The organism is Arthrobacter sp. C152 (assembly GCF_054890965.1).
On sequence record NZ_JBTZSU010000012.1, the window covers coordinates 55,732 to 79,228 of the forward strand.

The following is a 23,497-nucleotide window of genomic DNA, read 5'->3' on the forward strand; positions in this document are numbered from 1 at the left end:
CGTGCTGCAGCAGCCCGAACGGCGGCGGATTCCCACAGGAATCCGCCGCCGTTGCGCCGTCCCCGCACCATCACCACCCGGACCTGGTCGGCGTGTGGCCTTGCCGGGAATCCCCGGGCATCGTCATTTCCGCGCGCAGCCCGAGGAGCCGGATGGCTCGGCCGGGCTCGATCTTCGCCACCAGGTCGAGGGCGCGGGCCAGGACTTCCGCGGGATCGGACGTCTCGGGAATCTTCCGGGCGTAGGTCCTGGTGAGGAACGGCGCGTAGCGCACCTTGAGCGTGAGGCCGATGACCGGCCGGCCTTCGGCGGCAACATCCTGCAGGACGTGCGCTGCCAGCTCCCGCACGGCGTCATCGATCTGCTGCGGCTCGGTCAGGTCCTGCTGGAACGTGGTTTCGCGGCTGTGCCCGCGCGCCACCCAGGGTGTGTCGTCAACGGTCCGCGAGCCGTCGCCGCGGCCGAGCTGCGCGTACCAGGGCCCCATTTTCGGGCCGAACTCGGGGACCAGGCCATCGGGGTCGGATGCGGCGAGGTCGGCAACGGTGGTGATGCCGAGTTTGGCGAGGCGGCCGGACACTTTGGTCCCCACGCCCCAGAGCTCGATCGTCGGCCGGCTGCCCATGACCTCGAGCCAGTTGTCCGCGGTGAGCCGGAAGACGCCGGCCGGCTTGCCGAACGTCGTCGCCACCTTGGCCCGGACCAGGGTGTCGCCGATGCCGACGCTGCAGTGCAGCCGGGTCCCGGCGAGGACGGCGTGCTGGAGCTGCCGGGCGTAGGCCTCGGGATCCGGGGTCTGTACGCCAACGAACGCCTCATCCCAGCCGAGCACCTGCACCGTGGCGCCGGGCTGGGCACGCAGCACAGCCATGACTTTTTCGGACGCTTCCAGGTACGCCTCATGGTCCACGGGGAGGATGACGGCGTCGGGCACCTTCCGCGCGGCGATCCGCAGCGGCATTCCGGAGCCCACGCCATACGCCCTGGCCTCGTAGGACGCCGTCGAGACCACGGCCCGCTCGGTGGGATCGCCGCGGCCGCCCACAATGATTGCCCTGCCCGCGAGTTCGGGCCGGCGGAGCACTTCGACGGCAGCGATGAACTGGTCAAGGTCCACGTGCAGCACCCAGGGTTCGCCCACAGCCCCAGTCTGCCCCGGCCAGGCACGGATGCACCACCTTTCGACGCGGGTCCGCGGCCGGACATGCCCATCGCCCACGCCTGGTTCACGGTTAGCCTTAGCCATGACCTACGTTGACCTCAGCGCCGAAAGTAACGCCGCCGGCGGCTCCCCATCGCTGGGCGGCTACCTTGCCACGCCCGAGGGCCGGGGCCCTTTTCCCGGGGTCGTGATGATCCACGAGGCCTTCGGGCTGACGGACCAGACCCGGAGGCACGCGGACAGGATGGCCAGGGCGGGCTACCTGACGCTGGCCGTGGATCTGTTCAGCGACGGCGGTGCCCGGCGGTGCCTGGTCAGTACCATGCGCAGCATGACCACGGGCACCGGGCGGGCATTCACGGACATCGCCACGGCGCGGACGTGGCTGGCCGGTTCTCCGCAGTCCACCGGAAAGACCGGCGTGATCGGCTTCTGCATGGGCGGCGGATTCGCGCTGCTGGTGGCCCGGGACGGTTTCGACGTGGCCTCGGTCAACTACGGCCGGCTTCCCCGCAACCTGGAAGACGCCCTCCGCGGCGCCTGCCCCATCGTGGCCAGCTACGGCGGCGCGGACAAACCCCTGAAGGGAGCCGCCGACCGGCTTGAGGCGGCGCTCGACCGGCTGGGCATCGAGCACACCGTCAAGGAATACCCTGGCGCAGGCCATGCCTTCCTGAACGACACCGACGAGGGGCCGGCATTGCTGAGGCCGCTCATGCGGGTGATGGGCATCGGGCCGGACCCGGACTCCGCCCCCGGGGCCTGGCAGCGGATCGAGGACTACTTCGCGCGGCACCTGAAGTAATGGGCCGGCCCTGACGCCAAGGAGGAAACGCCGACGGCGGGCGTCCCCAGCCAGGGGCCGCCCGCCGTCGTACGTTTGCTCAGGAGAGCCTGGACATCAGGTGTACAGCGCGCTCTTGGGCTCGTTGTTCTTGACCTTCTGCCAGCCCAGCCACAGGAGCACGGCGAAGAACGGGATGGTGCCCAGTGTCCAGAGGCCCAGGTAGAACACGTCGCCGTCCTTGCCGGTCATGGTGTCGAAGCCGATGAGCACGGTGATGGCCAGCAGGCCCAGCAGCCCGGCCCAGCTGGTCCACGGCGAGCCCGGCATGGGCAGGGTGGAGACGTTGCCGGCCTTCTTCCGCAGCATGATCTGGCTGGCGAAGATGGCGCCCCAGCAGAAGATGACGCCGATGGAGGCCGTGTTCAGGGCCAGGTCGAAGGCGTGCGAGCCGCCCAGCCAGATGTTCAGCAGGATGCCCACCAGGTAGAAGGCGGCGATGGCCAGGATGGCGGCGTACGGGACGTGGCGCCGGGACATCTTGGTCAGCCACTGGGGGGCGTGGCCGTTGTTGGCCATGGTGCGGAACACGCGGCCAATCGAGTACAGGCCCGAGTTGCACGAGGACAGCGCCGCGGTGATGACGATCATGTTCATCACGTCGCCCACCCAGCTGAGGCCCATCTGGCCGAACACGGTAACGAAGGGGGACGTGCCGGCCTTGTACTGGTCGGACGGCAGCAGCATGGCGAGCAGGGTCACGGAACCGACGTAGAACACCACGATGCGCAGGACGACGGCGCGGATCGCCTTGGGCACTTCGCGTTCCGGGCTTTCCATCTCACCGGCGGTGATGCCCACCAGTTCGATGCCGTTGTAGGCGAAGATGACGGCGTTGAGGACCAGGACCATCACCAGGGCGCCCTTGGGGAACATGCCGCCGTCAGCGGCAAACAGGTTGGCAACGGAGGCGTGGCCTGCGCCGACCTGGGCGTTGGTGACCACCATGTAGGTGCCCACGGCGAGGAAGATCAGGATGGCGCCCACCTTCAGGCAGGAGGCCCAGAACTCGAATTCGCCGAAGGCCTTGACGCTGAGCAGGTTGACGGCCACCAGGAGCGCCAGCGCAGCGATGGCCGAGGCTTCGACCGGAACGTTGGGGAAGAAGAACTGGAAGTACAGGCCGATGGCGATGAGTTCGGCGATGCCGGTCATGCCCCAGTTGATGAAGTACATCCAGCCGGAGAGGTAGGCACCCTTCTTCCCGAACATTTCGCCGGCGTAGCTGACGAAGGAGCCGGAGGTCTGGCGGTACATGATGAGTTCACCCAGGGCCCGCATCAGCAGGTAGGCGATGACGCCGGCGATGGCGTAGGAGAAGATCAGGGCCGGGCCGGTGGAGGCGAGGCGGCCGCCGGCTCCCATGAAGAGTCCGACGCCGATGGCGCCGCCCATGGCGATCATGGTGACATGGCGCCGGCCCAGCGTTTTGCTGTAACCCTCGGCGCTGAGGGTGGGGTCGACGGCGGTGGATGGTGCCGTGCTGTTCTGCAGTTCTTGGGGGGTACTTTGAGGCACAACGATTCCTTGTGGGTTGGGGGGTTGGCCGCATCCGGAATACGAATGATTCAGCTCACAAAATTCGGTCTTTCGTGTGTGGAAGCACCGATTGTGAGCGTGAATGTTCGTGCAGCCGAAGCTTCACGCGGCTCGACTATCTTACAAGACAGCCGGGGATGGTAGTGACGTGGGCTACACGCCGCCGCCCGGGCGGGGAGCGGCGATAGGCTGAAGGCATGGCCACCGCGCACCGTCTACCGCCCGCTCCCCAGCCGCAGCTGTACCGGTTTTCGCCGATGGACGGTGCCACGCTGGGCCTCTACGTGGCCATCGCCGCGTTCTTTGCCGTCGCCGGGGACCTGGTGGCGCCGCTGCTGCGGCAGGTCGCGCCCTCCCCCGCCGCGGCATCCTATGCGGTGAATCTGTTGTTCTATGCCTCGGTGGGCATACTCGCGCTCGTGGCGGCACGGAAGGTCGTGGCGCGGGACCTTCGGGTCCTGGCGACGCGGCCGTGGTTCACCTTCTTCATGGTGCCGGCGGCGGTGATCGCGATGATGATCCTCACGGTGGTGGTGGTTGCCCTGAGCGGGCAGGTGCAGACCTCCGCGAACCAGGCAGGGCTGCAGGCCCTGATGCAGCAGGTCCCCGCCTGGCTCATGGTTCCGTTGCTGGTGGTGGTGGGCCCGTTCGTGGAGGAATACATTTTCCGGCACCTGCTGATCGGAAAGATGAGCCGGCGGGTGAACATCTGGATCTGCTGCGTCCTGTCGGCGGTCCTGTTCGCCGGCCTGCACATCGTGGGGCAGGAAGCCATCACCCTGGCGGCGCTGCTGCCGTACCTGGCCATGGGCGCGACGCTCGTGTTCGTCTACGTGTGGACCGGCAGGAACGTCATGTTCTCCTACTTCGTGCACGCGGCGAAGAACCTGCTGGCCGTGGTGCTGATCTATGCCGTCCCGTCGGATCTCTTCGAACAGATCCAGCACGTCCAGGCATAAGCACCGGACCCGCCGGGTCCCTGCATCAGTCCGGCAGCGTTGACCCACGGAAGGTGAACCGATGGGTGCCACTGGTTCGGCCGGTGATGTACACCTTGAGGCCCTCGGCGGCGTTGGTGCCCCCGGGGTACCGGTAGGCTTCGCCCGGGTTGTAGGCGGCCGGGGCATCGGGATCGGCTGGCAGCCCGGGACCAAAAACGATGACATCCTGGCCCAGTCGGTACGTACCTGTCCCCGACACCAGCTGGAAGGTCCCGGGCGCACCTGCCGGTTCCACGCCGTCAAGCACCCCTCCCGGCCGGAAGGTCAGTTCCAGCGCAAAGGCCGTGTCCGTGCCGTCAAAGCGGATATCCAGGCTGGCCTGCCCGTTTCCGGCGTGGACGGCGATCTCGGTGCCGAGCCGGTGCACTGTGGCCGGCCGCGAACTGAAGTCCATGCTGGCACTGAACCTGCCCTCATGCTGCAGCCCGTAGATGCCGTCCGCCCGCAGCTTCCCCGCCGGCAGCGGCTGGTAGAAGCTGGCGGCGAGCTCTTCCGAGAGCACCAGCTTGCGGCCGTCCCGGACGACCCGCTGGCTGCGGAACGGCCCGAGGTCGAAAAAGCTCCGTGACAGCCGGACGTCCGTGAGCAGGGCTGCGCCGTGGCTGAAGCGGAGGAACGTGGGGCTGGTGGCCAGGCCGGAGACAACTCCCGGGACGAGGGGATCGCACCCGCCGAAGATGGTGGTAGCCGATGGGCCTTCCCTGAACCGGTAGGCCCCGCAGCTGCGGAGGCCCGCTTCGGCCGGGGCAAGGGCCCGGGGAAGCTCCGGCAGAACGTCCGACGCCTGCAGATCCGGAAGTGCCCCGGCCAGCCAGGGATCCAGCCTGGCCAGCGCGAGGAGCTTGGCGGGTTCGTGCAGCGGCAGCGTCGCCAGCCAGGCGGCGGCGGCCGCGAACTGCTGGTTGCCGTCCTGGTGTGCCATCCGGAGGTACAGGTGCAGGAACGGGGCGGCACCGAAGCGCATCCACTGGTCCTGCCGCCGGGAAAACACCGATTCCACGGTGCCGTCCGGGTTGAACCAGGGCAGGAAAGCCGTGAGGTTCCGCCGGACGTGGTCAAGCAGGCCAGGGCGGTCCGTGCTGTCCGCGATGGCCAGCAGGGAAGGATTGGTGACCGCGGTCGCATACAGCGGGCTGCGTTCGGAATACATCCCGTCCGGCAGCTGGTCGATCCCCTCGGCCAGCCATTGCCCGATCCGGTCCGCAATGTCCTCCCTAGGCTGCAACTGGTTGATCCGTGCCAGCGCGGCGCAAAGTTCCCACCGGTGGTTGGGGGTGTGGACGCCCCCGGCCACCATGGAGTCGACGGAACGGGCCACGATGGCGCTGAGCCGGCCATCCACATCGGAGAGCACGGATCCGGCAGCACCGAAGGATCGGATGAGCTGCAGGGCCACGCAGACGTCGTTCAGGGTGAATGCAGAATCCGGTGGCGAGCTGAGGTTGGTCCCGTCGAAGAGGCCTCCCGGGCCCTGCAGGGCTTCCAACCGGTCCAGGCACTGAACCATCGGCCGCGCCAGCCGCTCCTGCCGGTGGAAGCCGGAGCCCGGCTCGGTGAACACCGCCACCAGGGCAAGCAGCCTGGCCATGGCGGGCCGGTGCGCCAGTGCCGCGGCGTCGTGCGCTTCCAGGAACGCTTCCACCTCGTGGTCCGCGGCCTGCGCCATGCGCTGGCGGAAGGCGGCGTCAGTTGCTGTTGCGTGCATGGTCCTAGTCCTTCAGCCCGGCGCTGACATCGGCGTTCAGCACATACTTCTGGAAGACGAAGAACACCAGGACCAGCGGAAGCAGGGAAATGACCGAAGCGCCCAGGAGCACCGGCCAGTCGATGTTTTCCGCACCGACGATGCTCCGCAGCGCAACCTGGAGCGTGTACCACTTGGGATCGTTGAGCACGATCAGCGGCCAGATGTAGTCGTTCCAGCGCCACTGGAACGAGAAGATCGCCAGCGTGAACAGGATGGGCTTCGAGAGTGGAAGCATGATCCGGAAGAAGATGGCCAGTTCACTGGCGCCGTCGATCCTTGCGGAATGCAGGAGGTCGTCCGGAACGGTCAGGAAGAACTGCCGGAACATGAACACGCCGGTCGCCGTCAGGACGGACGGGACGATGATGCCCGCCAGCGAGTTGTACAGGCCCAGGTCCCGGATCACGGAGAACGTGGGGTTCAGGATGACCTCGGTGGGCAGCATGGTGGTTGCCAGGATGCACACGAAGAACAGCCTCGTGCCCTTGTTGTTGTACTTGGCCAGCGCGTAGCCGGTGCAGGCGCTGAAGAAGACCGTGAGCACCGTGGTGGCGATGGCCACCGTGGCCGTATTGAGGAAGTACTGGGCGAAGTTCACGCGTTCCCAGGCGTCCACGAAGCCCTGGAAAGTCCATTCCCTGGGAAGCATGGACAAGGGATAGCTGAACAGTTCGCTGCCGGGTTTGAAGGAGCTGAGGACGAACCACAGCAACGGGAACGCGTAAACGGCAGCAATGACCCACATCAGAACGGTGAGCGGGACGGAAACCTTGGCGCGCAGTTCCCGGTTTCCCCGCCCGCCGTGCCTGGCGCGGGACACCTTGCGGCCCGGTACGCTCGCGGCGCCCGGAGCGGGTTCCGCCACGGCGGGAGGAAGGTTGGCAGCTGTCGTCATAGGTCAGCCCTTCTTCCGGTTGAACCGCAGCTGGATGAGCGCGATGGCCAGCAGGACCACCATCAGCACCATGGAGGCCGCGCTGGCGTAGCCCACTTTGGACTGCTCAAAACCGGTTTTGTAGATGTACTGCACGATCAGCGTGTTCTGCGTTCCGGGTCCGCCCCCTGTCAAAGCCTGGATCATGGCGAATTCCTTCATGGCGTGGATGGTGGAGAGCAGGATGACCATGAACGACGTCGGCGCGATGCCTGGGAGCGTGACGTGCCGGAAGCGTTGCCAGGCGTTGGCCCCGTCCAGTTCTGCCGCTTCCAGCAGGGCCTCCGGGATGTTCTTCAAAGCCGCGATGAACAAAAGCATGTTGAAGGCTGTCCCGCCCCACGCCGAGGCAAATATGACAACCGCCAGGGCCAGGTCGCCGTTGCTCGACCACGGCAGGGGGCTGCCGCCGAGGGAGGAGAGCACGAAGTTGACGAAGCCGAAGTCCTGGCCGAACAGCCACTTCCAGATGACGCCGACCACGATCGGGGAGATGAGCCACGGCAGGAAGATTACAATCTTGGCCGCGGTGCGGCCCCGGACCGCCCTGCTGACCAGCAGCGCGGCTACGCCCAGGGAGCAGGCGTACACCAGCGGAACGGAGAGGATGGTGTAGGCGAAGGTCCGGCCCAGCGCCGCATAGAAGCTGCCATCCGCGAAGAGCTTCTGGAAGTTGGCGAGCCCGATGAAATGCAGCTTTCCGACCCCGCGGTAGTCCGTGAAGGAGTACAGCATGCCCAGCGCTCCGGGCCAGACGAAGAAGACCAGGAAGAGCACCACGTTGACGCCGATCAGGATCAGCGGGGCGGTGACGTAACGGTTACGGCGCTTCTGGGCGGATCTGCTGCCAGCTGGCCGCCGTGCCGGTGCTTTCGGCGGCGCGACAGTGCTGATGGTTGGTTGCGCCACGGGATCAGGCCCCGTTGTAGAGCTTCACGATGTTATCCACCGTGGTTTTTGCGTCCTGGCTGCCCGAGAGCATCTTGACGGTTTCCTCGCGGAGCGGGTCGCCGGAGAACGGTGCTTCTGCGTAGGCTTCGGCCACGACGCGCTTGATGGCGTTGTCACCCTTGGCGTCGTTTGTGGCGATCTGCTGCTGGTACAGCTCGAAGGACGGCTGCTGGAACTGGTACTCCACCTTGAGGTCCTTGGCCGGGAGGTAACCGCCCAGCTGGGCGAAAGCGGTGTAGTTGGCGTCGTCGTAGAACCAGTCGATGAACTTCCTGGCTTCCTCGTCCGCACCGGTGTCCTTAAAGGCGACCATGAAGCCGCCGCCGAGGTTGGTGGCGTTGACTTCCTTCTTCGGCAGCGGCACGGACAGCCACTCGAAGTCCTTGATGTTCTTGTTGAAGTCCGCCACCTGCCAGCTGCCGGAGTAGTAGGCGGCAACCTGGCCGCTCTTGAACATGGCGTTGCCGTCCTCGCCGCTGAGCCAGACGGATTTGGGCATGGTTTGGTCGTTGTTGATCTTCTGGAAATACTCCAGTGTTTCCACGGCCTTGCTGTCACCGGCGTACTTGCCGTTCTCCTTGGCGAAGGCGGTGCTGCCGAACTCGTACATCATGGCGCGCAGGCGGTGGCCGGAGCGGTCCATGACGACGCCGTATTTTGCACCGGCCTTTTCGCGGACTTCGTTGACGGCTGCAATGAATTCGTCCCACGTCCAGGTGTTTTCAATGGCTGTGGGGTACTTGACGCCGGCCTTGTCGAAGAGGCTCTTGTTGACGAAGAGGCCTACCGCGGTCAGGTCCGAGGGGATGGCGGGAATGATGCCGTCAGGGGATTCCTGCAGGTACTTCTCATCAATGCCGTGGTTCCTGGCGATGTCTGAGAGGTCCTGGAGCTGGTTGGCCCACAGCGGATCGAGGCCGGTCACACGCGCCAGCGCGGGGAGGTCGTTCGCCGTGGCGGCATTCTTCAGCTTGGTGGTGATGTCGGCGGTGGGAACGTCAACCACTTCGATCGTGATGCCAGTGGCTTCCTTGTATTTCTTGGCGGCCGCCGCGAAAGCGCCCCCCCTGGTTGGTATCCCCGGACAGGATCAGCTGGAGGGTCTTGGTCCCTCCGTCAGAAGAACCTCCGCCCCCGCCGCAGGCTGTGAGGCCCGCGGCCAAAGCCGAAAGGCCCAAGGCAGTTAGTCCGAACTGGCGGCGGGTGATGCTGGAGATTCTTGTCTGCTCTGACAATGCTCTGTCCTGTCTCTCGCTGTGCATTGAGGGAAAACCCTTTCCGCTCCACACTGTGACCTATGTCATGACATAAAGTCAAGAATACTTTTCAACGTTGGAGGCGGCTGAACCTCCAGCACGCACGCCTTCCGCAACCCCCCTCCGGCCGCCTTACCGTGGTGGCATGGGACTGAACATCCAGATCGTCATCGACTCGGCAAAACCGCATGAACTCGCCGACTGGTGGGCCGAAACCCTGCAGTGGAAAGTGGAACCGCAGGACGCGGGCTTCATCCGGTCCATGATCGAGCAGGGCTACGCCACGGAAGGCCAGACGATGACCCACCGCGGAAACCTGGTGTGGAAGGACGGGGCCGCCATCCGGCCGCCCGAAGAAATCGAGGCGAAGGCACCGGAGCGCCGGATGCTGTTCCAGACGGTGCCGGAGGGAAAAACCGTCAAGAACCGGGTGCACTGGGACGTGAGGCTGGACGGCCGGGACAAGGACGAGGTTCGCCGGGAACTGGAGGCCCGCGGAGCCACGTTCCTCTGGACCGCGCAGCAGGGACCGCATTCCTGGCACACGATGGCGGACCCTGAGGGCAACGAGTTCTGCATCAGCTAGGCACGATTACTAGACTTGGACGGTGAGCAACCAGATCCCCGCCCCGGTGTCCGACGTCTTCGATCCCACCCGCTGGCGGGTGGTGTCCGGTTTCGAGGACTTCCAGGACATGACGTACCACCGGCAGGTGGAGCGGAATTCCGGCGGCGGGTGGGTGCGCGACCTGCCCACCGTCAGGATCGCGTTCAACCGGCCCGAGGTCCGCAACGCCTTCCGGCCCGGAACCGTGGATGAGCTCTACCGCGCCATGGACCACGCCCGCATGACGCCGGACGTGGCCACCGTCCTGCTCACCGGCAACGGCCCCTCCCCCAAGGACGGCGGCCACTCGTTCTGCTCCGGCGGCGACCAGCGGATCAGGGGCCGGGATGGCTACCGCTATGCCGACGGCGAGACGCAGGAAACCATCGACCCCGCCCGGGCCGGGCGCCTGCACATCCTGGAAGTCCAGCGGCTGATGCGCACCATGCCCAAGGTGGTCATCGCCGTCGTCAACGGTTGGGCGGCCGGCGGAGGGCACTCACTGCACGTCGTCTCCGACCTCACCATCGCCTCCCGGCAGCACGGCAAGTTCAAGCAGACGGACGCCACGGTGGGCAGTTTCGACGCCGGCTACGGCTCCGCGCTGCTGGCCCGGCAAGTGGGGCAAAAGACAGCCCGCGAGATCTTCTTCCTGGCCCGCGAATATTCCGCTGAGGACATGGTCCGCATGGGCGCCGTAAACGAAGCCGTGGACCACGAACGGCTGGAAGAGGTTGCGCTCGAATATGCCGCGGACATCGCGCGGCAGTCCCCCCAGGCCATCCGCATGCTGAAGTTCGCCTTCAACCTTGCCGACGACGGACTGGCCGGCCAGCAGGTCTTCGCGGGCGAAGCCACCCGGCTGGCCTACATGACGGACGAGGCAGTGGAAGGCAAGGAGGCCTTCCTGCAAAAACGCGACCCCGACTGGTCACGCTTCCCGCACTACTTCTAAGGCAGGACGGCAATGAACAGCGAAACACCCGCGCCCGCCCCGGGCGGTCCCCTCAACATCGAACCGGCACTGAAGGCACTGGCGGCCGCCCTCCACGGCGAGGGTCCCGCCGTCGAACTCTCCGTCGACCCGGACGGGGCCCTGCTCGTGGGGCACGTGGAGACCCCCGGCTGCGACGATGCCGTGGCCGTGGTCCGCACCTCCGGCTCCACCGGCGCACCCAAGGCAACGCTGCTCACCGTGGAGTCCCTGGCGGCGTCCTCGATGGCCACCGCGCTGCGGCTCAAGGGCGAGGGCCAGTGGCTGCTGGCGCTGCCCGTGCAGTTCGTCGCCGGCATCCAGGTGCTGGTCCGGTCCCTGTTCGCCGGGACCCGGCCCTGGGTCATGGACATGTCCGGCGGCTTCACCCCCGAGGCCTTCACCGCGGCAGCGCTCGAACTGACGGACAAGATCCGCTTCACCTCGCTCGTCCCCACCCAGCTGCAGCGGCTCCTGGACAACCCCTCGCCGGACACCCTCGCCGTGCTCCGCAGGTTCAACGCCATCCTGCTGGGCGGCGCCCCTGCCCCGGCGTCCCTGCTGGAGGCTGCCCGCGCGGCCGGCGTGCGGGTGGTCACCACCTACGGTTCCGCGGAGACCTCCGGCGGCTGCGTGTACGACGGCTACCCGCTGGAGGGCGTCTCCGTCCGGGTGGATCCCGACGGCCGGATCCTGCTCGGCGGGGACACGGTCGCCGCCGGCTACATCGAGGCACCGGATGAGGAGACCGGGACGTTCTTCGAGGAGGACGGCGTGCGCTGGTTCCGCACCAGCGACCTCGGCAGCATCGACGACGACGGCCGGCTCACCGTGCTGGGCCGGGCCGACGACGTGATCATCACCGGCGGCGTCAAGGTATCCGCCGCACAGGTGCAGGCTGAGCTGGAAAAGTCCGACGCCGTCAGCGCGGCTTTCGTGGCGGGTGTTCCGTCCGCGGAGTGGGGCCAGGCCGTGGCGGCGTACGTCGCGCTGGCACCGGACAGCAGTGACGGGGACAGTACTGACGGCGGGCACATCGCCGGGGACGCCGCCGTCGTCCTCCAGCAGCAGTGGCGCGGCGCGCTGGGAGTGCTGGCGCCCAAAACGGTCCTCACCGCGCCGGCCCTGAAGATGCTGCCGAACGGCAAACCGGACCGGCTGGCGATGACCGCAGAACTCAGTGCCCGGCACCGGGGAAAGTAAAGTGGACCTGCACCCCCGCGGCGGGTGCGGATGTTCCATCCTGCCGTCCTACCGAAACAACACGAGGTACTAACAGTGGCCACAGCCACCCAATGGATCCAAGGCGCCCGGCTCCGGACGCTGCCCGCAGCCATCGCTCCGGTGCTGATCGGCTCTGCCGCCGCCTACGAGATGGATTCGTTCCTTCTGCCCAACGCCATCCTCGCGGCGCTGGTGGCGCTCCTGCTCCAGGTGGGCGTGAACTTCGCCAACGACTACTCCGACGGCATCCGCGGCACCGATGACGACCGGGTGGGGCCGCTGCGGCTGGTGGGCTCGGGCGCCGCCAAACCCGCGCACGTCAAGTGGGCTGCGTTCGGCACATTCGCCCTGGCCATGGTGTTTGGCCTGGTCCTGGTGGTCCTCACCCAGGCCTGGTGGCTGATCCTGGTGGGACTGGGCTGCGTCATGGCCGCCTGGGGCTACACCGGCGGCAAGAACCCCTACGGCTACATGGGCCTGGGCGACCTTTTCGTGTTCGTGTTCTTCGGCCTGGTGGCCACCCTCGGCACCACGTACACGCAGGCCGGGCACATCAACCTGTCCGCGGTGATTGGCGCCATCGGCACGGGACTGATCGCCACCGCGCTGCTGATGGCCAACAATGTCCGGGACATCCCCACGGACATGCAGGCCGGCAAGAAGACCCTGGCCGTCCGCCTGGGCGACAAGCACGCACGCGAAAGCTACGTCCTGATGCTCGCCGTCGCCATCCTGCTGGTGGTGATCCTGGCGCCCGGGCGGCCGTGGATCCTGATTGTCCTGCTGCTCATCCCGGCGTGCCTGATGCCGGCCTGGCTGATGATCAACGGCCGCAAGCGCAAAAGCCTGATCCCGGTCCTGAAGCAGACCGGCCTGATCAACCTCGGCTACAGCCTGCTGTTCTCACTCGGACTGGTACTCAGCCACGGGTTCTAGTTCTTCTTGCCCTTGGCGTTGTTGATGGTGATGTCCGGGTTGGCGTCCAGCAGCGCGTCCTCCGCGTTGGCATCCCGGACCTCGCCCGCCGACCGCAAGGGCTTGGCCTTACCGGAAAAGCGGTGCTGCAGGGCTGCCGTGGCGGCGTCCCGCTGCTTCTGGAAGAACAGGTAGCTGATGGCGAAGGCAATCAGCGCGGCGCAGATCACGGACATCAGCACCCCAAGCTGCAGGAGTGTGAACAGCACGAAGAGAGGCACGAAAAGCGCCAGCCGGATCAGGGAATATTTCAAAAAGGCCACTATCCAAGTTTAGCGGCCCCGCCAGCGGCCCCTGCCCGTCCTGACGATAGACTTAATGGCATGCTCTTCCGTGTGGCTTTGGCCGTGGCAGTCCTCGTCATCTTCGTGTATGGCCTGGTGGACGTGATCCGCACCGAAGGCCGCCTGACCCGCGGGATTTCGAAACCCGCGTGGATCATCGTGATGATTCTCCTGCCCGTCCTGGGCGCCATTTTGTGGCTGCTGATCGGCCGGCCGCGGGGCACCGGTCCACAGCCGCAGGCCTACCCGCACCCCACCGCCCCGGATGACGACCCGGACTTCCTGCGCAACCTCGAAGCCCGCCGCCGCAACCAGGCCGAGGCCGAGCGCCTGAGGAAACTCAAGGAACAGCTGGAGGCCAAAGGCCGGGAAAACAACGGCAAGGGCCAGCGCGGGACTGACGAGCACGACACCGATGGGTTGAAATAGGCCCCATGGCGTCCCAACCCGGCGGTGAAGAACGGCGCATGTCCGTTCCCCCGCCGCGGCCGGGGCCCTCCTACTCTGCACCGCCGCCCATCCCTCTGGTCCCCAGGCCGCCGCGGGCCGTACGTACCGCCCGGCGGCTGTGGCTGGCCAGCTTCGTGACGGGCCTTGCAGTGCTGGCGGGTTCTTTCCTGACCCGTGACTCGCATCTGCAGAGGCTCAACGTCCTGGTGGCGGACCTCGCCCCGGGCGGCGGCACGGACGCTCTCGGGGCGACTGCGGGCACCATCTTCTGGGGAAGCCTGGCTGCGCTGCTGCTGTTCATCATCCTCGAGGCCGCCGTGCTGGCCGTGGTGATGGGGCGACGAAGGTGGGCCCGCTGGGTCCTGGTCCCCCTGCTCGCCGGCCATGCGGCGGTCCTGCTGGTGGCGTCCGCCTTCCTGGTTCCGCGGGGCGAAGCCGGCAGCCATGTGGTACTGCTCTGGGGCGGTGCGCTGATCATGGCATGCGCCGGCCTGGGGCTGCTGTTCCTGCCTTCCGCCGGCGCGTGGCTGACGCCGCGCGGAACCAAGGACTAGGCCACCTTCGCGCCGGACAGCTCCGCCAGCATGCCCTCACAGCTTCGGACCACCACCCGGCACGCCTCCAGCGCCGAACGTGCGGTCAGCGGATTCCCGGCCACCTCCCGCCAGCGCGCCAGGCAGGCCCGGGCTTCTGCGGCCAGTTCCCCGGCGCCGGCATCCGGGGGCAGGCCCAGCCGGAGGGGCGCTGCCGTGCCCAAGCCGCCGATGAGCCGTTCCGCTTCCGCCGCCAGTTCCGGGGGGACGTCCACTCCCGTGCTCCGGAGGCCGGCCAGCAACCGGAGTTCGCGGAACTCGTGGGCGTTGGCCTGCAGCCGCTCCAGCGCCGCGGCCAGGGCCTGCGTCCCCTCCCTGGGCCTGGTGTGCAGGAGGTTTTCCACCGCGGCCACCGCAGTCCGGGCCTTCAACGCATCAGCCCTTGCCTGGAACTGGCGGTCCAGCAGCGCCAAGAGGGAGTCCAGCCCGCTGCGGCGGGCCAGCTCATGCGCCAGCGGGGTGGGTTCCGGGAAGCCGTTGGGGATCAGCACCGCTGCCAGCCGGATGCCGAAGAGCCCATAGCGTTCCAGCAGCGACGCCCTGGCCTCCTCACTCAACCCTTCCGGTTCCGTCGAGCGGCGGAACCTGTCGGCGGAGAGCAACAGCCGCTCCCGGGCACCGCGGTCCAGGGCGGCCAGCAACCGCAGGGATTCGAAGTCGGACTGGCGAAGGGTCCGCGCGCTTTGCGCCAGGAGCCCGGCCACCGGGACCACCCCCAGCGCCAGCTTCCGCAGGTTGGGGTCCTGGCCGTACCTGCCGGCGATGTCCGCGGCGGAAATCAGGGAATCCAGGCGTCCGGCCCCCACTTCGTCGGCCCGGGACAGCACCGCGATGGCATTCACGGTGCCCGAGCGGCCGGCGGCGTCGTCGCGGAAGGATTCGAGGAACCGCAGATCGGACGCGTGCATGTGGCGCATCAGGTAGATGACGGCGTCTGCTTCGGACGGCGCATCCTCGGGGGCCAGGAAGCCGGTGGACCTTTCGGACACGTCCCGGGACAGCGAGGCGATCCCCGGAGTGTCGATGAGGGTCATGGTGCGCAGGGCCGGGGACGGCCATTCGACGTCGAGCCGGTCCACGTCGTCAGCCCGCCCGTCGAGGACAAAGACCAGCCGGCCGTTGGTCCGCCTGAGCGGCAGGGGCCGCGGCTCCCCTGCCTTGGGGTACAGGGTGATCCGCGGGGTGTGCCCGTGCCGGTACCAGGTGACGATCCGGGTGCACTCTCCGGTATCGGTGGGGGCGATCTCCTCCCCCACGATGGCATTCAGGAGCGTGGACTTGCCTGCCTTGACCATCCCGGCGATCGCCACCCGCAGCGGCTCGGCGAGCCGGCGCTGGTACCGCTGGAGTGCCTCCACCACGTCGGGCTCGTCCCCGTAGGCCTTCAGCGCTTCCCGGAGCAGGTCCGCCGCCCGGGCCGTGGTGGACGCCGTCATGCCACCTCCGTTGCCATGTGCGCCCCCGCCCCGGCGTCGGCCGCCACGGCCTCCGCCGCCCGGTGGAGGGCGTCAACCTTCTGGAGTTCCGCCTTGATCTCCCGGACCCGCCCTTCCTTCTCCCGGGCGTAGGAATTCGCCGCATTCTGCGCCGCGGACACCGAATCAGCGAGCGACCGGTGGTATTCGTCAGCGATCCCGGTGAAATGGTCCCGGATGGTCCGCTGGACGAGCCGCAGCCGGTCCTTCAACTGCTTCCCCACCTGGAACGTGACGTCGTCGAGCTGGCGGCGCACCAGCGCCTTGGCCTCGCCCTGGCGGCGTTTAAGCCGGACTTCTTTGTCCTCCCGGTAGGCCTTGCGGCCCAGCAGGAGCCCGGCGCCCACGGACAAGGGGTTGATCAGGGCCATGCCGAAAATACCGGTCAGCAGCCCGAACATCAGGACGCCGCCATAGGATCCGCGCATGCCGATGAGGACTTTCTGCACGGGGTTCACACGGCCGGGATCCAGCCCCGGCATCTCTTCGACGGGGTCCAGGGCGTCGCCGGAGTCGGCAACATGCAGCACCGGCAGCGACACCTCGTCAGCGGCGAAGTGGTCGGCCACCTGGGCGGCCAGCCATTGGGACCGCTCGCTGGTCCACACGAAGGTATCGGAGATGGCAGCAGCCACGGATTCCTCGAGCCACTGCGAAAACTGGGGCCAGACCGGCCCGGGGTCGCCCTGGTCGATGGCCACTTCGGCGTCCCGCTGGATCCGGCGGAGGCGGTCCCGGAGGTCGTATTCCATGTCGGCGATGAGGTCATTGATGCCGTCGCTGAGGGTCAGCTGCCACCGGGCTGACCGTTTCCGCAACTCATCGGCCTCCACCTTGGCCTGTTCCAGCTCCGCCACCATGTGCGGTGTCCCTTCCGGCTTTTCCAGCGCCCCAAGCTCGGACTGCAGGGAAAGCCGCAGGTTGCCGGTGACGGACAGCAGGTCCTGGCTGACCGACCGGCGCTGGAGGCGCTGGGCGTTCCCCACGATCTCGTTCCGGAGGTGGGCCACCAGTGCCGGGAAGCCGGATTCGGCGTTGAGCTCGCTGTCCTGCAGCCGCGCGGCCTCCAGGCGGAGGTCGGCGGAGAGCGGGAAGAGGGGGATGTCCGGGGCCACCTCTTTCAGGTGTTCCCGGTCCAGCTCCTCAACCCGGCGCCAGTCCGGATACAGGTCCGTCTTCGAGAGCACGGCGCCGACGCTGGGGGTGATCCGCATGGCCTGCCGGAGGAAGCGCAGTTCAGGCTCGGTGTATTCCTGGGAGGCATCCGAGACCAGCAGCATGGCATCGGCAGTGGGCAGGGCGGTGAGTGTGGTCAGCGTATGCGTCGAGCCGAGGCCGCCCACCCCTGGCGTGTCGATAATGGTGAGCCCGCCGGTCAGCATCCTGCGGGGGAGGCACACTTCAGCCGCCGCCAGATTCCTCCGGTTGCCCGGGTTGCCCTGCTCGGAAACGAACGCGGGGAGCTCTGCCAGGTCGATCGGCCGGCGCTCCACGCTGCCGCCGTCCCCGCCTGCTGTATCGGCAACGGGAACCAGGACCGCGGCCGACGCCGGGTCACCGTACCGGACCACCGTGGGGGTGGACGTGGCGATGTCGTCGTCCACGGGGCACACCGGGGCGTTGACCAGTGCGTTGATGAGCTTGCTCTTGCCCTGTTTGAACTCCCCCACCACGATCACCCTGATGCTGGGGTCCTGCAGCCGGGCGAGGGCATGCTCCAGGCGGTTGCGCAGGTCGGCCCGGTCCCCGGTGCCCACGAGCTGGAGGCCCTGCTCCACCAGCCGCACCAGCTGTCCCGCCGGCGCGGGAGCCGGCGGCCTTGCCGGTCCTGCTTCTGCCACAGACTGTCCTCCCGTGCCGGGCGCATTCCTTCCGGAACAAGCGTGTTACAGCGCGGCGGAGTCGTCAATCACCGGGCCGTCAAGCACCGGATCGTCGATGGCGGCCTGCTGGTCCATGTCCGCGCCGGTATGGCTGGAGGTGTCCTCCGGGAAATCGATCGGGTTGCCGGCTGCTGCCGCGTCGTCCTCCACCAGGACGGTGTCCGGGTGGTCCTGGAAGGTGTCTTCCGCGGCGCCATCCGCGGCCGCATCGATGGAGGTGCCGGCGTCGCTGACGGCGTCCTGCGTGGTGGCGGCGTCCGGGGTGTCGAAGGCTTCCGCCTGGTTCACGGCGTCCGGCTCCGGGGCCAGGCTGTCGACGGAGCTGTCCGCGCTGAAGGGCCCGTCCATCTCCGTGCCGGCGAAGTGGTCGGCGCCGTCCCACGCAGCGGAGTGGTCCGCACCGTCCCAGGCAGCCTCCATGTCAAGGGCGACGTCGGTGTTGTACGTGTCCCCGGTGGTGGAGGCGTCCCTGGCGTCAGCATCGCCGCCGGAGACGACCGCCGTGACGGCCTGGTCTCCCGGCGCCACGGCGGCGTCGTTGTCGAACCACTGTTCCACGTCGCCGTGGGCCCAGATGTTCTGCGTCACGGACTGGTCGGTGATGGTGTCCCGGTCGTCCACCATGGTGGTGCCGGCAGTGTAGGAGTAGTGGTTCATCACATGGTGCAGCTGCTGGACCGCGTAGGCATGGTCCTCATGCTCCTGGCTGCCCCCGCCGGGGCCGCCGGCAGCCCCGGCACCGCCGTTTCCCGCCAAGGCAACGGGCCCGGTCCAGCCGGAGTGGCCCGTGCCGGCGCCGTTGCTGCCCGTGTGCTCATCCCGGTCGAAGGCGGCGTTGACGCTGATGGGTGCGTAGTCGAGGACGACCGGCATTGCCGCGTCAACATCAGCAGAGGTGACATGGCCAAGCCCGTGGTCTGACAGGGCCCGTTCCGGGTCTTCGAGGAAGTCCCGCGCCGCCTCCGGGTTGCCAAAGAGGTGCATCAGGAACTGCACAAGGTCGTTTGCGAGTGTTGGCATGTGCGTGGTCCTCACATCTTCTCGGTGGCGACGTCCGTCGCCATTACCCGGTCGGTTCAAACCTAGGTTGGGCTGCGGGCACGGGCATCGGGTCCTTCCCCCTTACCCGCTGGTGCACTTCCGGGGCGCGCGGCCTGCTGCCGGTAGGGGCATTAGGGGTTCATTCCTGTTGGTGATGCTCCGGGCCAAGGGCCAGGCGCAGCCGGGCCAGCAGGTCGGACCGGTTTTCGGCACCGAGGCGGCGGCGGATCCGGGCGATGTGGTGCTCGGCCGTGCGGGGGGAAATGTAGATGGCCTCGCCGATCTCCCGGTAGGTCTTGCCCTCAAGCACGAGCCTGGCCACTTCCTTCTCCCGTTCGCTCAATCCCGAGGCATCCTGCTGCACCGTACTGCCCGGGGCGTCCGCCGCGGAGCTCCCCCGCGCTGCCGACGGGCGCGTCCCGGCAGCTGCCGGGCTGCCCTGCGGGTGGAGCTCCCTGGCGCACGAGAGCAGGCGCATCATGTCCCTGCGTTCATCGGCGCGGGCTGCGGCGTGCCCGGCCAGCCGGGCACCCTCCCAGGGCATTCCCACGGCCGCCAGCCCGCGCGCCGCAGCTTCCACGTCCGCCGGCCGCAGCCGCCCGGCCAGGACCGAGACCCAGGCCTTGCCCGCGGCGGCAAACACCGCGGCCAGATGGCTGTGCCCCGAGGCCCTCGCCAGCGCCGCCGCATGCGGTGCGAGCTCGGCAGGGCTTTCGCCCAGCAACGCCGCCTGCACGGCGGCCCAGTGCAGCGGGACGGACCAGAGCAGTGGATCACCCAGCCGTCCCAGCAGCCGCCAGGCTTCCTCCATGTGGTGCGCCACGCGGCGGGTTTCACGCAACCGGGCAGCGGCGATCATCAGTTCTCCCCAGGGCAGCAGGCCGTACAGGTCAACGGAGCTGTGCAGCATGGCCTCGCGGGCCCGCTCCCAGGACCTGAGGAGCTCGGGGACATCGCCGTTCCTGCGGGCCAGCCCGACTTCCAGGGCCGCGCACAGAATCTCGTCCCTCGGAACCAGGGGCCAGTGGTTTGCCTTCGCGGCCTCGCCGGCCGCGAGCCGGGCGTCCTCGAGTTTGTCCTGCATCATGGCAGCCCAGCCCTGGAGCAGGAGCAGCCTGGGCTGGGCGGCGTTGCCTCCCTGGTTGGCGGCGACGGCGGCCCGGCAGACGGTTTCCGCCAGGTGCGGCTCACCGCTGTGCATGGCGAGCAGTGCTGCCAGGGCGGCCGGAGTTTCGGCCAGGGGCAGCGCCGCCGCCGCGGAGTTCAGCATGTCCGAGGCGTGGATCAAGACCGGGATCCCTTGCTGGGGATGGTCCCCGAGCGAGGCCAGGACGCCTCGGCCGGTCTGCGCCAGGGCAGCGGCCAGGAGCGTGGGCGAGGGGGGCGGCGCATCCGGCCGGAAGAAGGCTGCCGCACCTTCGCGGTCTCCGGAGCCGGCCAGTGCGACGACGGCTAGCGGCGCCGATGCTCCCATCCGTTCGGCGCCCAGCCAGCTGTAGACGTCCGCGGCCCGGGCGAGCATGCCCCGCTGCGCCCAGACGGAGGCGGCGACATCCGCGCCGCGGCGCAGGTCCGGAGGGTCGGTCCGGACCAGGAGGCTGTCGATGATCCGGGCGGCGGCGTCCAGGTCGCCGTCGCCGGCCGCGGCCTGGGCTCGCCGTGCCGCGGTGCGCACCGGATCCGCACCTGCCAGGAGTGCCTCATCATAGAGCTGGACGGCCAGCCCGGGATCGTGCTCCAGCGCTGCGTCCGCGGCTTCCTCAAGTTCGGCTGCTACGCGGGCGTCGGCGAGGCCGCCCCTGGCGAGTTCGCGGGCGAGGCTGCCCAGCGGCTGGCCGGAAGAGGCGAAGACCGTTACGAGCTCACGCTCAAGTGCATGTTTCTTGGCGGCGGGGGTGACGGCGAGCAGGGCATGCTGCACCGTGCCCACCACGGTGCCGTCGGGCCCGAGGAGCCCCGCGGCCTCGGCCCGTTCCACCAGCCCGTCCAAGGTCTCCACCGTGCCATTGCTGATCCTGGCCTGCAGGTCCGCCGGCAACGGCCCGGGCAAGGCAAACCCGACGGAAAGGGCCAGCAGCAACTCCCGCACCGCGGCGTTGGCACCCCTCAGCTGACTGGAGATCAGCTCGGCGGTGTGCGCCGGGGGCTGGTGGCGGTCCAGTTCACCGTAGCCGTCCAGTTCACCGTGCCGGTCCAGTTCTACGTGCTTGTCCAGCTCCCGGTAGCCGTCCAGTTCAGCGTGCCGGCCCAGCTCACTGCGCCTGTCCAGTTCACGGTGCAAAGCCGCCTGGTCCCGCTGCGGGAGATGGTTGTCCATGTCAGGCCGCCGGGGGCGTGGTCAGGGCCGTTTCGCTGGCGGTGACGGTGGATGACCCGGAGTACGGCTCCGGGGTTGGCGTCGCGGTAGGGCCACTCGTCGGGTCCGGTGCCGGATCCGTGGACGTGGCCGGGTCCGTGGCGGCGGGATCGGTTGCCGCCGTATCCGTGGTGGGCGGATCGGTCGTGGCGGCCGGATCGGTCGTGGTGGCGGGCTCGGGAGTTGGCGTGGCCGTCCCGGTCGTGTCGGAGGGGGTTGGTTCGGCCGTCGCGGTGTCAGACGGCGCGGGATCGCTGGTCGCTGGATCGCTGGTCGCTGGATCGCTGGTGGCTGGGTCGCTGGTGCTGGGGTCTGTGGTGCCCGTGGGCGTCCCGGTGTCCGTACCGGCGGCACCTCCCGGGGCGGAGTCCAGGATGATGCCGGTTCCCGTTCCCCCGTCCCCGCCAAGTGCGCCGGAGGCGGCGGTACCGTCTGGTCCGGCGCCGGCGGCCAAGGGGCCCGTGTCCGGGACCGACGCCTCGACACCGGGCCGGGCGTCGGCCCATTTCCTGGTGGCACTGGCCCCGATGCCTGCCAGCGGCTCCGGGGTCCGGCTGGCAGCCGCGTCGCCGGGCCAGGCGCCGTCCGCCAGGCTGCCGGTCCCCGCGGCATCCGGGCTGGCCCCGCCGTCGGACCCGGCCGAGCCGCCGGTGGTGCTGGCACCCGCCTGCGGCACGAACACCGCGGTGAGGCTGCCGAATCCGTCCGGGCTCTGCGCCGCAGTGGCGGTGAGGACTGTCAGGAGGGCAGCGCCGGCGGCCACGGCGGTCAGCCGGACGGTGGGCGTCGGCGCGTGGGCACCGCGCTGCCGGTGACCGCCGCCGGCGGCGGCGAGGCCTGCCGGCAACCCCGCGGGCGCCGTGGTCCCGCGCCAGCCGGGCCGCCGCGGAATCTGCGGGACGGGGGTTCCGCCGGCGTGTTCGACGGCGGACGGGGCGCCGTCCGGGGCGGTGTCCGGCGCGGCGCGGAAGGCCAGGGCGGCTGCTGCCTGGTGCTCAAGCAAGGCGGCCACCGCCGCTCCAAGGCAGATGGAAGACTTAGGGTCCGCGTCCACGGCGATGGGACGGTCCAGTTGTTCCGACACCAGCTGCGCCACCAGCGGGATGCGCGAGGACCCGCCGATCAACAGCACCGCGGAAAGGTCTGCCGGCTCCAGCTGCAGCTGGCACAGCGATTGTTCCAGGGCATCGACTGTCTCGCGGAGCGGTTCCTCGATAAGGGCCTCGAAGTCCGCACGGACCAGCCGGACCTGTTGCTGGAAGCCGGGCAGGAGCACCTGGATATTGGCCTCGCTGTCAGCGGAAAGGGCCTCCTTGGCTTCCACGCACTCACGCCGCAGCCGGGTCAGCGCCGGCAGCACCGCCGGGTCCTTGGAATCCAGGCCGGCAAGGACACCACCCGTGTGGCCGGAAACGTAACGGAACACCTCGGCGTCGAAGTCGGCGCCGCCCAGGTCCTCGATCCCTTCGGGCCGTCCCGCCAGTTCGAAGCGGCTGCTGCCGGTCTTGCGCAGCACGGCGGTGTCGAAGGTGCCCCCGCCAAGGTCGTACACAGCGATGGTGCTGCCTTCCTCGACCCGCACCTGCGAGGCGTAGTGCAGTGCGGCGGCTTCGGGTTCGGAAAGGAATGTGACGTCCGCCAGCCCCTGGGCGGTGAGGGCGCCCCGGATCACCGAGAGCCGGTGGTGGCCCCAGGCTGCGGGGTGGGTCAGGAAAATTGCCGAGGCCGGCTCCCCCTCGCGTTCGGCCGCGCGGTCGGCCACCCAGCGCGCCATGGTGGCGAAAACGTCCTCCGGCTGGACGGACAGGGCGCCTACGGAGAACGGAACGTCGTCGCCGATCCGGCGTTTGAACTCGCGCACCACCTGGCCGGGGGCGTCCAGCCAGCGGCGTTCGGCGGCCTCGCCCACCAGGACGGGGCCGTCCCCGGGGTAGTACACAACCGAGGGCACGGAACTTCCCCGGAGGCCCAGCGGCAGGCACTCCGGAACAGGTGAAGCTCCCGCGTTGAAACGCACTACGGCGGCCGCCGTGAAACTGGTCCCGACGTCAACGGCGAGAACGTAGCTCATGGGTACCTCGGACAAGGCTAGTGATCCGCCTGCAAGCTTCATCACAGGGGAACGTCACCAACGTAGCATTACCGAAGGACCGGGAACACCCCTGTTGCTACATCGAATGGTTTTTTTATTTCGGGGGCCCG

General features: G+C 68.4%; 20 protein-coding genes. 8 read left to right on the forward strand and 12 right to left on the reverse strand.

Going from position 1 to position 23,497, the window contains the following annotated elements:
- Nucleotides 1-70 precede the first annotated feature (70 nt).
- Nucleotides 71-1,141, reverse strand: coding sequence for a DNA polymerase IV (locus ACYSM9_RS10785; RefSeq protein WP_461856952.1), 1,071 nt, complete (start codon nucleotides 1,139-1,141; stop codon nucleotides 71-73).
- 103 nt (nucleotides 1,142-1,244) lie between these two features.
- Here ACYSM9_RS10785 and ACYSM9_RS10790 point away from each other — a divergent pair, with 103 nt between their 5' ends.
- Nucleotides 1,245-1,967, forward strand: coding sequence for a dienelactone hydrolase family protein (locus ACYSM9_RS10790; RefSeq protein WP_461856953.1), 723 nt, complete (start codon nucleotides 1,245-1,247; stop codon nucleotides 1,965-1,967).
- A gap of 96 nt (nucleotides 1,968-2,063) precedes the next feature.
- Here the strand turns inward: ACYSM9_RS10790 and ACYSM9_RS10795 are convergent, their stop codons facing one another.
- Complete coding sequence (locus ACYSM9_RS10795) at nucleotides 2,064-3,524, reverse strand: amino acid permease (protein ID WP_461856954.1); 1,461 nt, start codon at nucleotides 3,522-3,524, stop codon at nucleotides 2,064-2,066.
- Nucleotides 3,525-3,742: 218 nt separating this feature from the next.
- Between ACYSM9_RS10795 and ACYSM9_RS10800 the strand changes: the two genes are divergently transcribed.
- Complete coding sequence (locus ACYSM9_RS10800; protein WP_461856955.1) at nucleotides 3,743-4,504, forward strand: lysostaphin resistance A-like protein; 762 nt, start codon at nucleotides 3,743-3,745, stop codon at nucleotides 4,502-4,504.
- A 25-nt stretch (nucleotides 4,505-4,529) separates the two neighbouring features.
- Here the strand turns inward: ACYSM9_RS10800 and ACYSM9_RS10805 are convergent, their stop codons facing one another.
- From ACYSM9_RS10805 to ACYSM9_RS10820, 4 genes are read right to left on the reverse strand one after another with little or no spacing between them, the layout of a single operon-like run.
- The gene (locus ACYSM9_RS10805) at nucleotides 4,530-6,251 is read right to left on the reverse strand and encodes a hypothetical protein (RefSeq protein ID WP_461856956.1); all 1,722 of its coding nucleotides are present in this window, start codon (nucleotides 6,249-6,251) and stop codon (nucleotides 4,530-4,532) included.
- A gap of 4 nt (nucleotides 6,252-6,255) precedes the next feature.
- Nucleotides 6,256-7,188 carry a carbohydrate ABC transporter permease gene (locus ACYSM9_RS10810; protein WP_461856957.1) on the reverse strand — a complete coding sequence of 311 codons (933 nt, stop codon included), beginning with the start codon at nucleotides 7,186-7,188 and terminating at the stop codon, nucleotides 6,256-6,258.
- A 3-nt stretch (nucleotides 7,189-7,191) separates the two neighbouring features.
- Nucleotides 7,192-8,136, reverse strand: coding sequence for a carbohydrate ABC transporter permease (locus ACYSM9_RS10815; protein WP_461856958.1), 945 nt, complete (start codon nucleotides 8,134-8,136; stop codon nucleotides 7,192-7,194).
- A 4-nt stretch (nucleotides 8,137-8,140) separates the two neighbouring features.
- Nucleotides 8,141-9,256 carry an extracellular solute-binding protein gene (locus ACYSM9_RS10820; protein WP_461857006.1) on the reverse strand — a complete coding sequence of 372 codons (1,116 nt, stop codon included), beginning with the start codon at nucleotides 9,254-9,256 and terminating at the stop codon, nucleotides 8,141-8,143.
- Between the two features lie 323 nt (nucleotides 9,257-9,579).
- Between ACYSM9_RS10820 and ACYSM9_RS10825 the strand changes: the two genes are divergently transcribed.
- The 4 genes from ACYSM9_RS10825 (at nucleotide 9,580) to ACYSM9_RS10840 (ending at nucleotide 13,174) form a co-directional block, all read left to right on the forward strand.
- Nucleotides 9,580-10,020 carry a VOC family protein gene (locus ACYSM9_RS10825; RefSeq protein ID WP_461856959.1) on the forward strand — a complete coding sequence of 147 codons (441 nt, stop codon included), beginning with the start codon at nucleotides 9,580-9,582 and terminating at the stop codon, nucleotides 10,018-10,020.
- A gap of 22 nt (nucleotides 10,021-10,042) precedes the next feature.
- Nucleotides 10,043-10,996 carry a 1,4-dihydroxy-2-naphthoyl-CoA synthase gene (locus ACYSM9_RS10830; RefSeq protein ID WP_461856960.1) on the forward strand — a complete coding sequence of 318 codons (954 nt, stop codon included), beginning with the start codon at nucleotides 10,043-10,045 and terminating at the stop codon, nucleotides 10,994-10,996.
- 12 nt (nucleotides 10,997-11,008) lie between these two features.
- A complete protein-coding gene (locus ACYSM9_RS10835) occupies nucleotides 11,009-12,217 on the forward strand; it encodes an AMP-binding protein (RefSeq protein WP_461856961.1) in 1,209 nt (402 codons plus the stop codon).
- Between the two features lie 75 nt (nucleotides 12,218-12,292).
- Nucleotides 12,293-13,174: a 1,4-dihydroxy-2-naphthoate polyprenyltransferase gene (locus ACYSM9_RS10840; protein ID WP_461856962.1), complete on the forward strand. Its 882-nt coding sequence runs from the start codon at nucleotides 12,293-12,295 to the stop codon at nucleotides 13,172-13,174.
- On the opposite strand, the gene ACYSM9_RS10845 is transcribed toward ACYSM9_RS10840, so the two are convergent.
- A complete protein-coding gene (locus ACYSM9_RS10845; RefSeq protein ID WP_461856963.1) occupies nucleotides 13,171-13,476 on the reverse strand; it encodes a DUF4229 domain-containing protein in 306 nt (101 codons plus the stop codon). The two genes, ACYSM9_RS10840 and ACYSM9_RS10845, sit on opposite strands and share 4 nt — an antisense overlap.
- A gap of 60 nt (nucleotides 13,477-13,536) precedes the next feature.
- Between ACYSM9_RS10845 and ACYSM9_RS10850 the strand changes: the two genes are divergently transcribed.
- Both ACYSM9_RS10850 and ACYSM9_RS10855 read left to right on the forward strand, forming a co-directional pair.
- Complete coding sequence (locus ACYSM9_RS10850) at nucleotides 13,537-13,926, forward strand: PLD nuclease N-terminal domain-containing protein (RefSeq protein WP_461856964.1); 390 nt, start codon at nucleotides 13,537-13,539, stop codon at nucleotides 13,924-13,926.
- A 38-nt stretch (nucleotides 13,927-13,964) separates the two neighbouring features.
- Nucleotides 13,965-14,501, forward strand: a complete 537-nt coding sequence (locus tag ACYSM9_RS10855; protein ID WP_461856965.1) for a hypothetical protein — start codon at nucleotides 13,965-13,967, stop codon at nucleotides 14,499-14,501.
- On the opposite strand, the gene ACYSM9_RS10860 is transcribed toward ACYSM9_RS10855, so the two are convergent.
- From ACYSM9_RS10860 to ACYSM9_RS10880, 5 genes are all read right to left on the reverse strand, one after another.
- Nucleotides 14,498-15,976 carry a dynamin family protein gene (locus ACYSM9_RS10860; RefSeq protein ID WP_461856966.1) on the reverse strand — a complete coding sequence of 493 codons (1,479 nt, stop codon included), beginning with the start codon at nucleotides 15,974-15,976 and terminating at the stop codon, nucleotides 14,498-14,500. The genes ACYSM9_RS10855 and ACYSM9_RS10860 overlap by 4 nt on opposite strands.
- Nucleotides 15,973-17,856, reverse strand: coding sequence for a dynamin family protein (locus ACYSM9_RS10865; RefSeq protein WP_461856967.1), 1,884 nt, complete (start codon nucleotides 17,854-17,856; stop codon nucleotides 15,973-15,975). The genes ACYSM9_RS10860 and ACYSM9_RS10865 overlap by 4 nt, the downstream gene beginning before the upstream one ends.
- Before the next feature lie 45 nt (nucleotides 17,857-17,901).
- A complete protein-coding gene (locus ACYSM9_RS10870; RefSeq protein WP_461856968.1) occupies nucleotides 17,902-18,918 on the reverse strand; it encodes an IniB N-terminal domain-containing protein in 1,017 nt (338 codons plus the stop codon).
- A gap of 160 nt (nucleotides 18,919-19,078) precedes the next feature.
- A complete protein-coding gene (locus ACYSM9_RS10875; RefSeq protein ID WP_461856969.1) occupies nucleotides 19,079-21,256 on the reverse strand; it encodes a LuxR C-terminal-related transcriptional regulator in 2,178 nt (725 codons plus the stop codon).
- Nucleotide 21,257: 1 nt separating this feature from the next.
- Complete coding sequence (locus tag ACYSM9_RS10880; protein WP_461856970.1) at nucleotides 21,258-23,366, reverse strand: Hsp70 family protein; 2,109 nt, start codon at nucleotides 23,364-23,366, stop codon at nucleotides 21,258-21,260.
- Nucleotides 23,367-23,497: the final 131 nt, after the last annotated feature.

Coding starts and splice junctions, on each gene's coding strand:
- ACYSM9_RS10790 (WP_461856953.1), top strand. CDS start 1,245: ATGACCTACGTTGACCTCAGCGCCGAAAGTAACGCCGCCGGCGGCTCC.
- ACYSM9_RS10800 (WP_461856955.1), top strand. CDS start 3,743: ATGGCCACCGCGCACCGTCTACCGCCCGCTCCCCAGCCGCAGCTGTAC.
- ACYSM9_RS10805 (WP_461856956.1), bottom strand. CDS start 6,251: ATGCACGCAACAGCAACTGACGCCGCCTTCCGCCAGCGCATGGCGCAG.
- ACYSM9_RS10810 (WP_461856957.1), bottom strand. CDS start 7,188: ATGACGACAGCTGCCAACCTTCCTCCCGCCGTGGCGGAACCCGCTCCG.
- ACYSM9_RS10825 (WP_461856959.1), top strand. CDS start 9,580: ATGGGACTGAACATCCAGATCGTCATCGACTCGGCAAAACCGCATGAA.
- ACYSM9_RS10835 (WP_461856961.1), top strand. CDS start 11,009: ATGAACAGCGAAACACCCGCGCCCGCCCCGGGCGGTCCCCTCAACATC.
- ACYSM9_RS10850 (WP_461856964.1), top strand. CDS start 13,537: ATGCTCTTCCGTGTGGCTTTGGCCGTGGCAGTCCTCGTCATCTTCGTG.
- ACYSM9_RS10855 (WP_461856965.1), top strand. CDS start 13,965: ATGTCCGTTCCCCCGCCGCGGCCGGGGCCCTCCTACTCTGCACCGCCG.
- ACYSM9_RS10860 (WP_461856966.1), bottom strand. CDS start 15,976: ATGACGGCGTCCACCACGGCCCGGGCGGCGGACCTGCTCCGGGAAGCG.
- ACYSM9_RS10870 (WP_461856968.1), bottom strand. CDS start 18,918: ATGCCAACACTCGCAAACGACCTTGTGCAGTTCCTGATGCACCTCTTT.
- ACYSM9_RS10875 (WP_461856969.1), bottom strand. CDS start 21,256: ATGGACAACCATCTCCCGCAGCGGGACCAGGCGGCTTTGCACCGTGAA.
- ACYSM9_RS10880 (WP_461856970.1), bottom strand. CDS start 23,366: ATGAGCTACGTTCTCGCCGTTGACGTCGGGACCAGTTTCACGGCGGCC.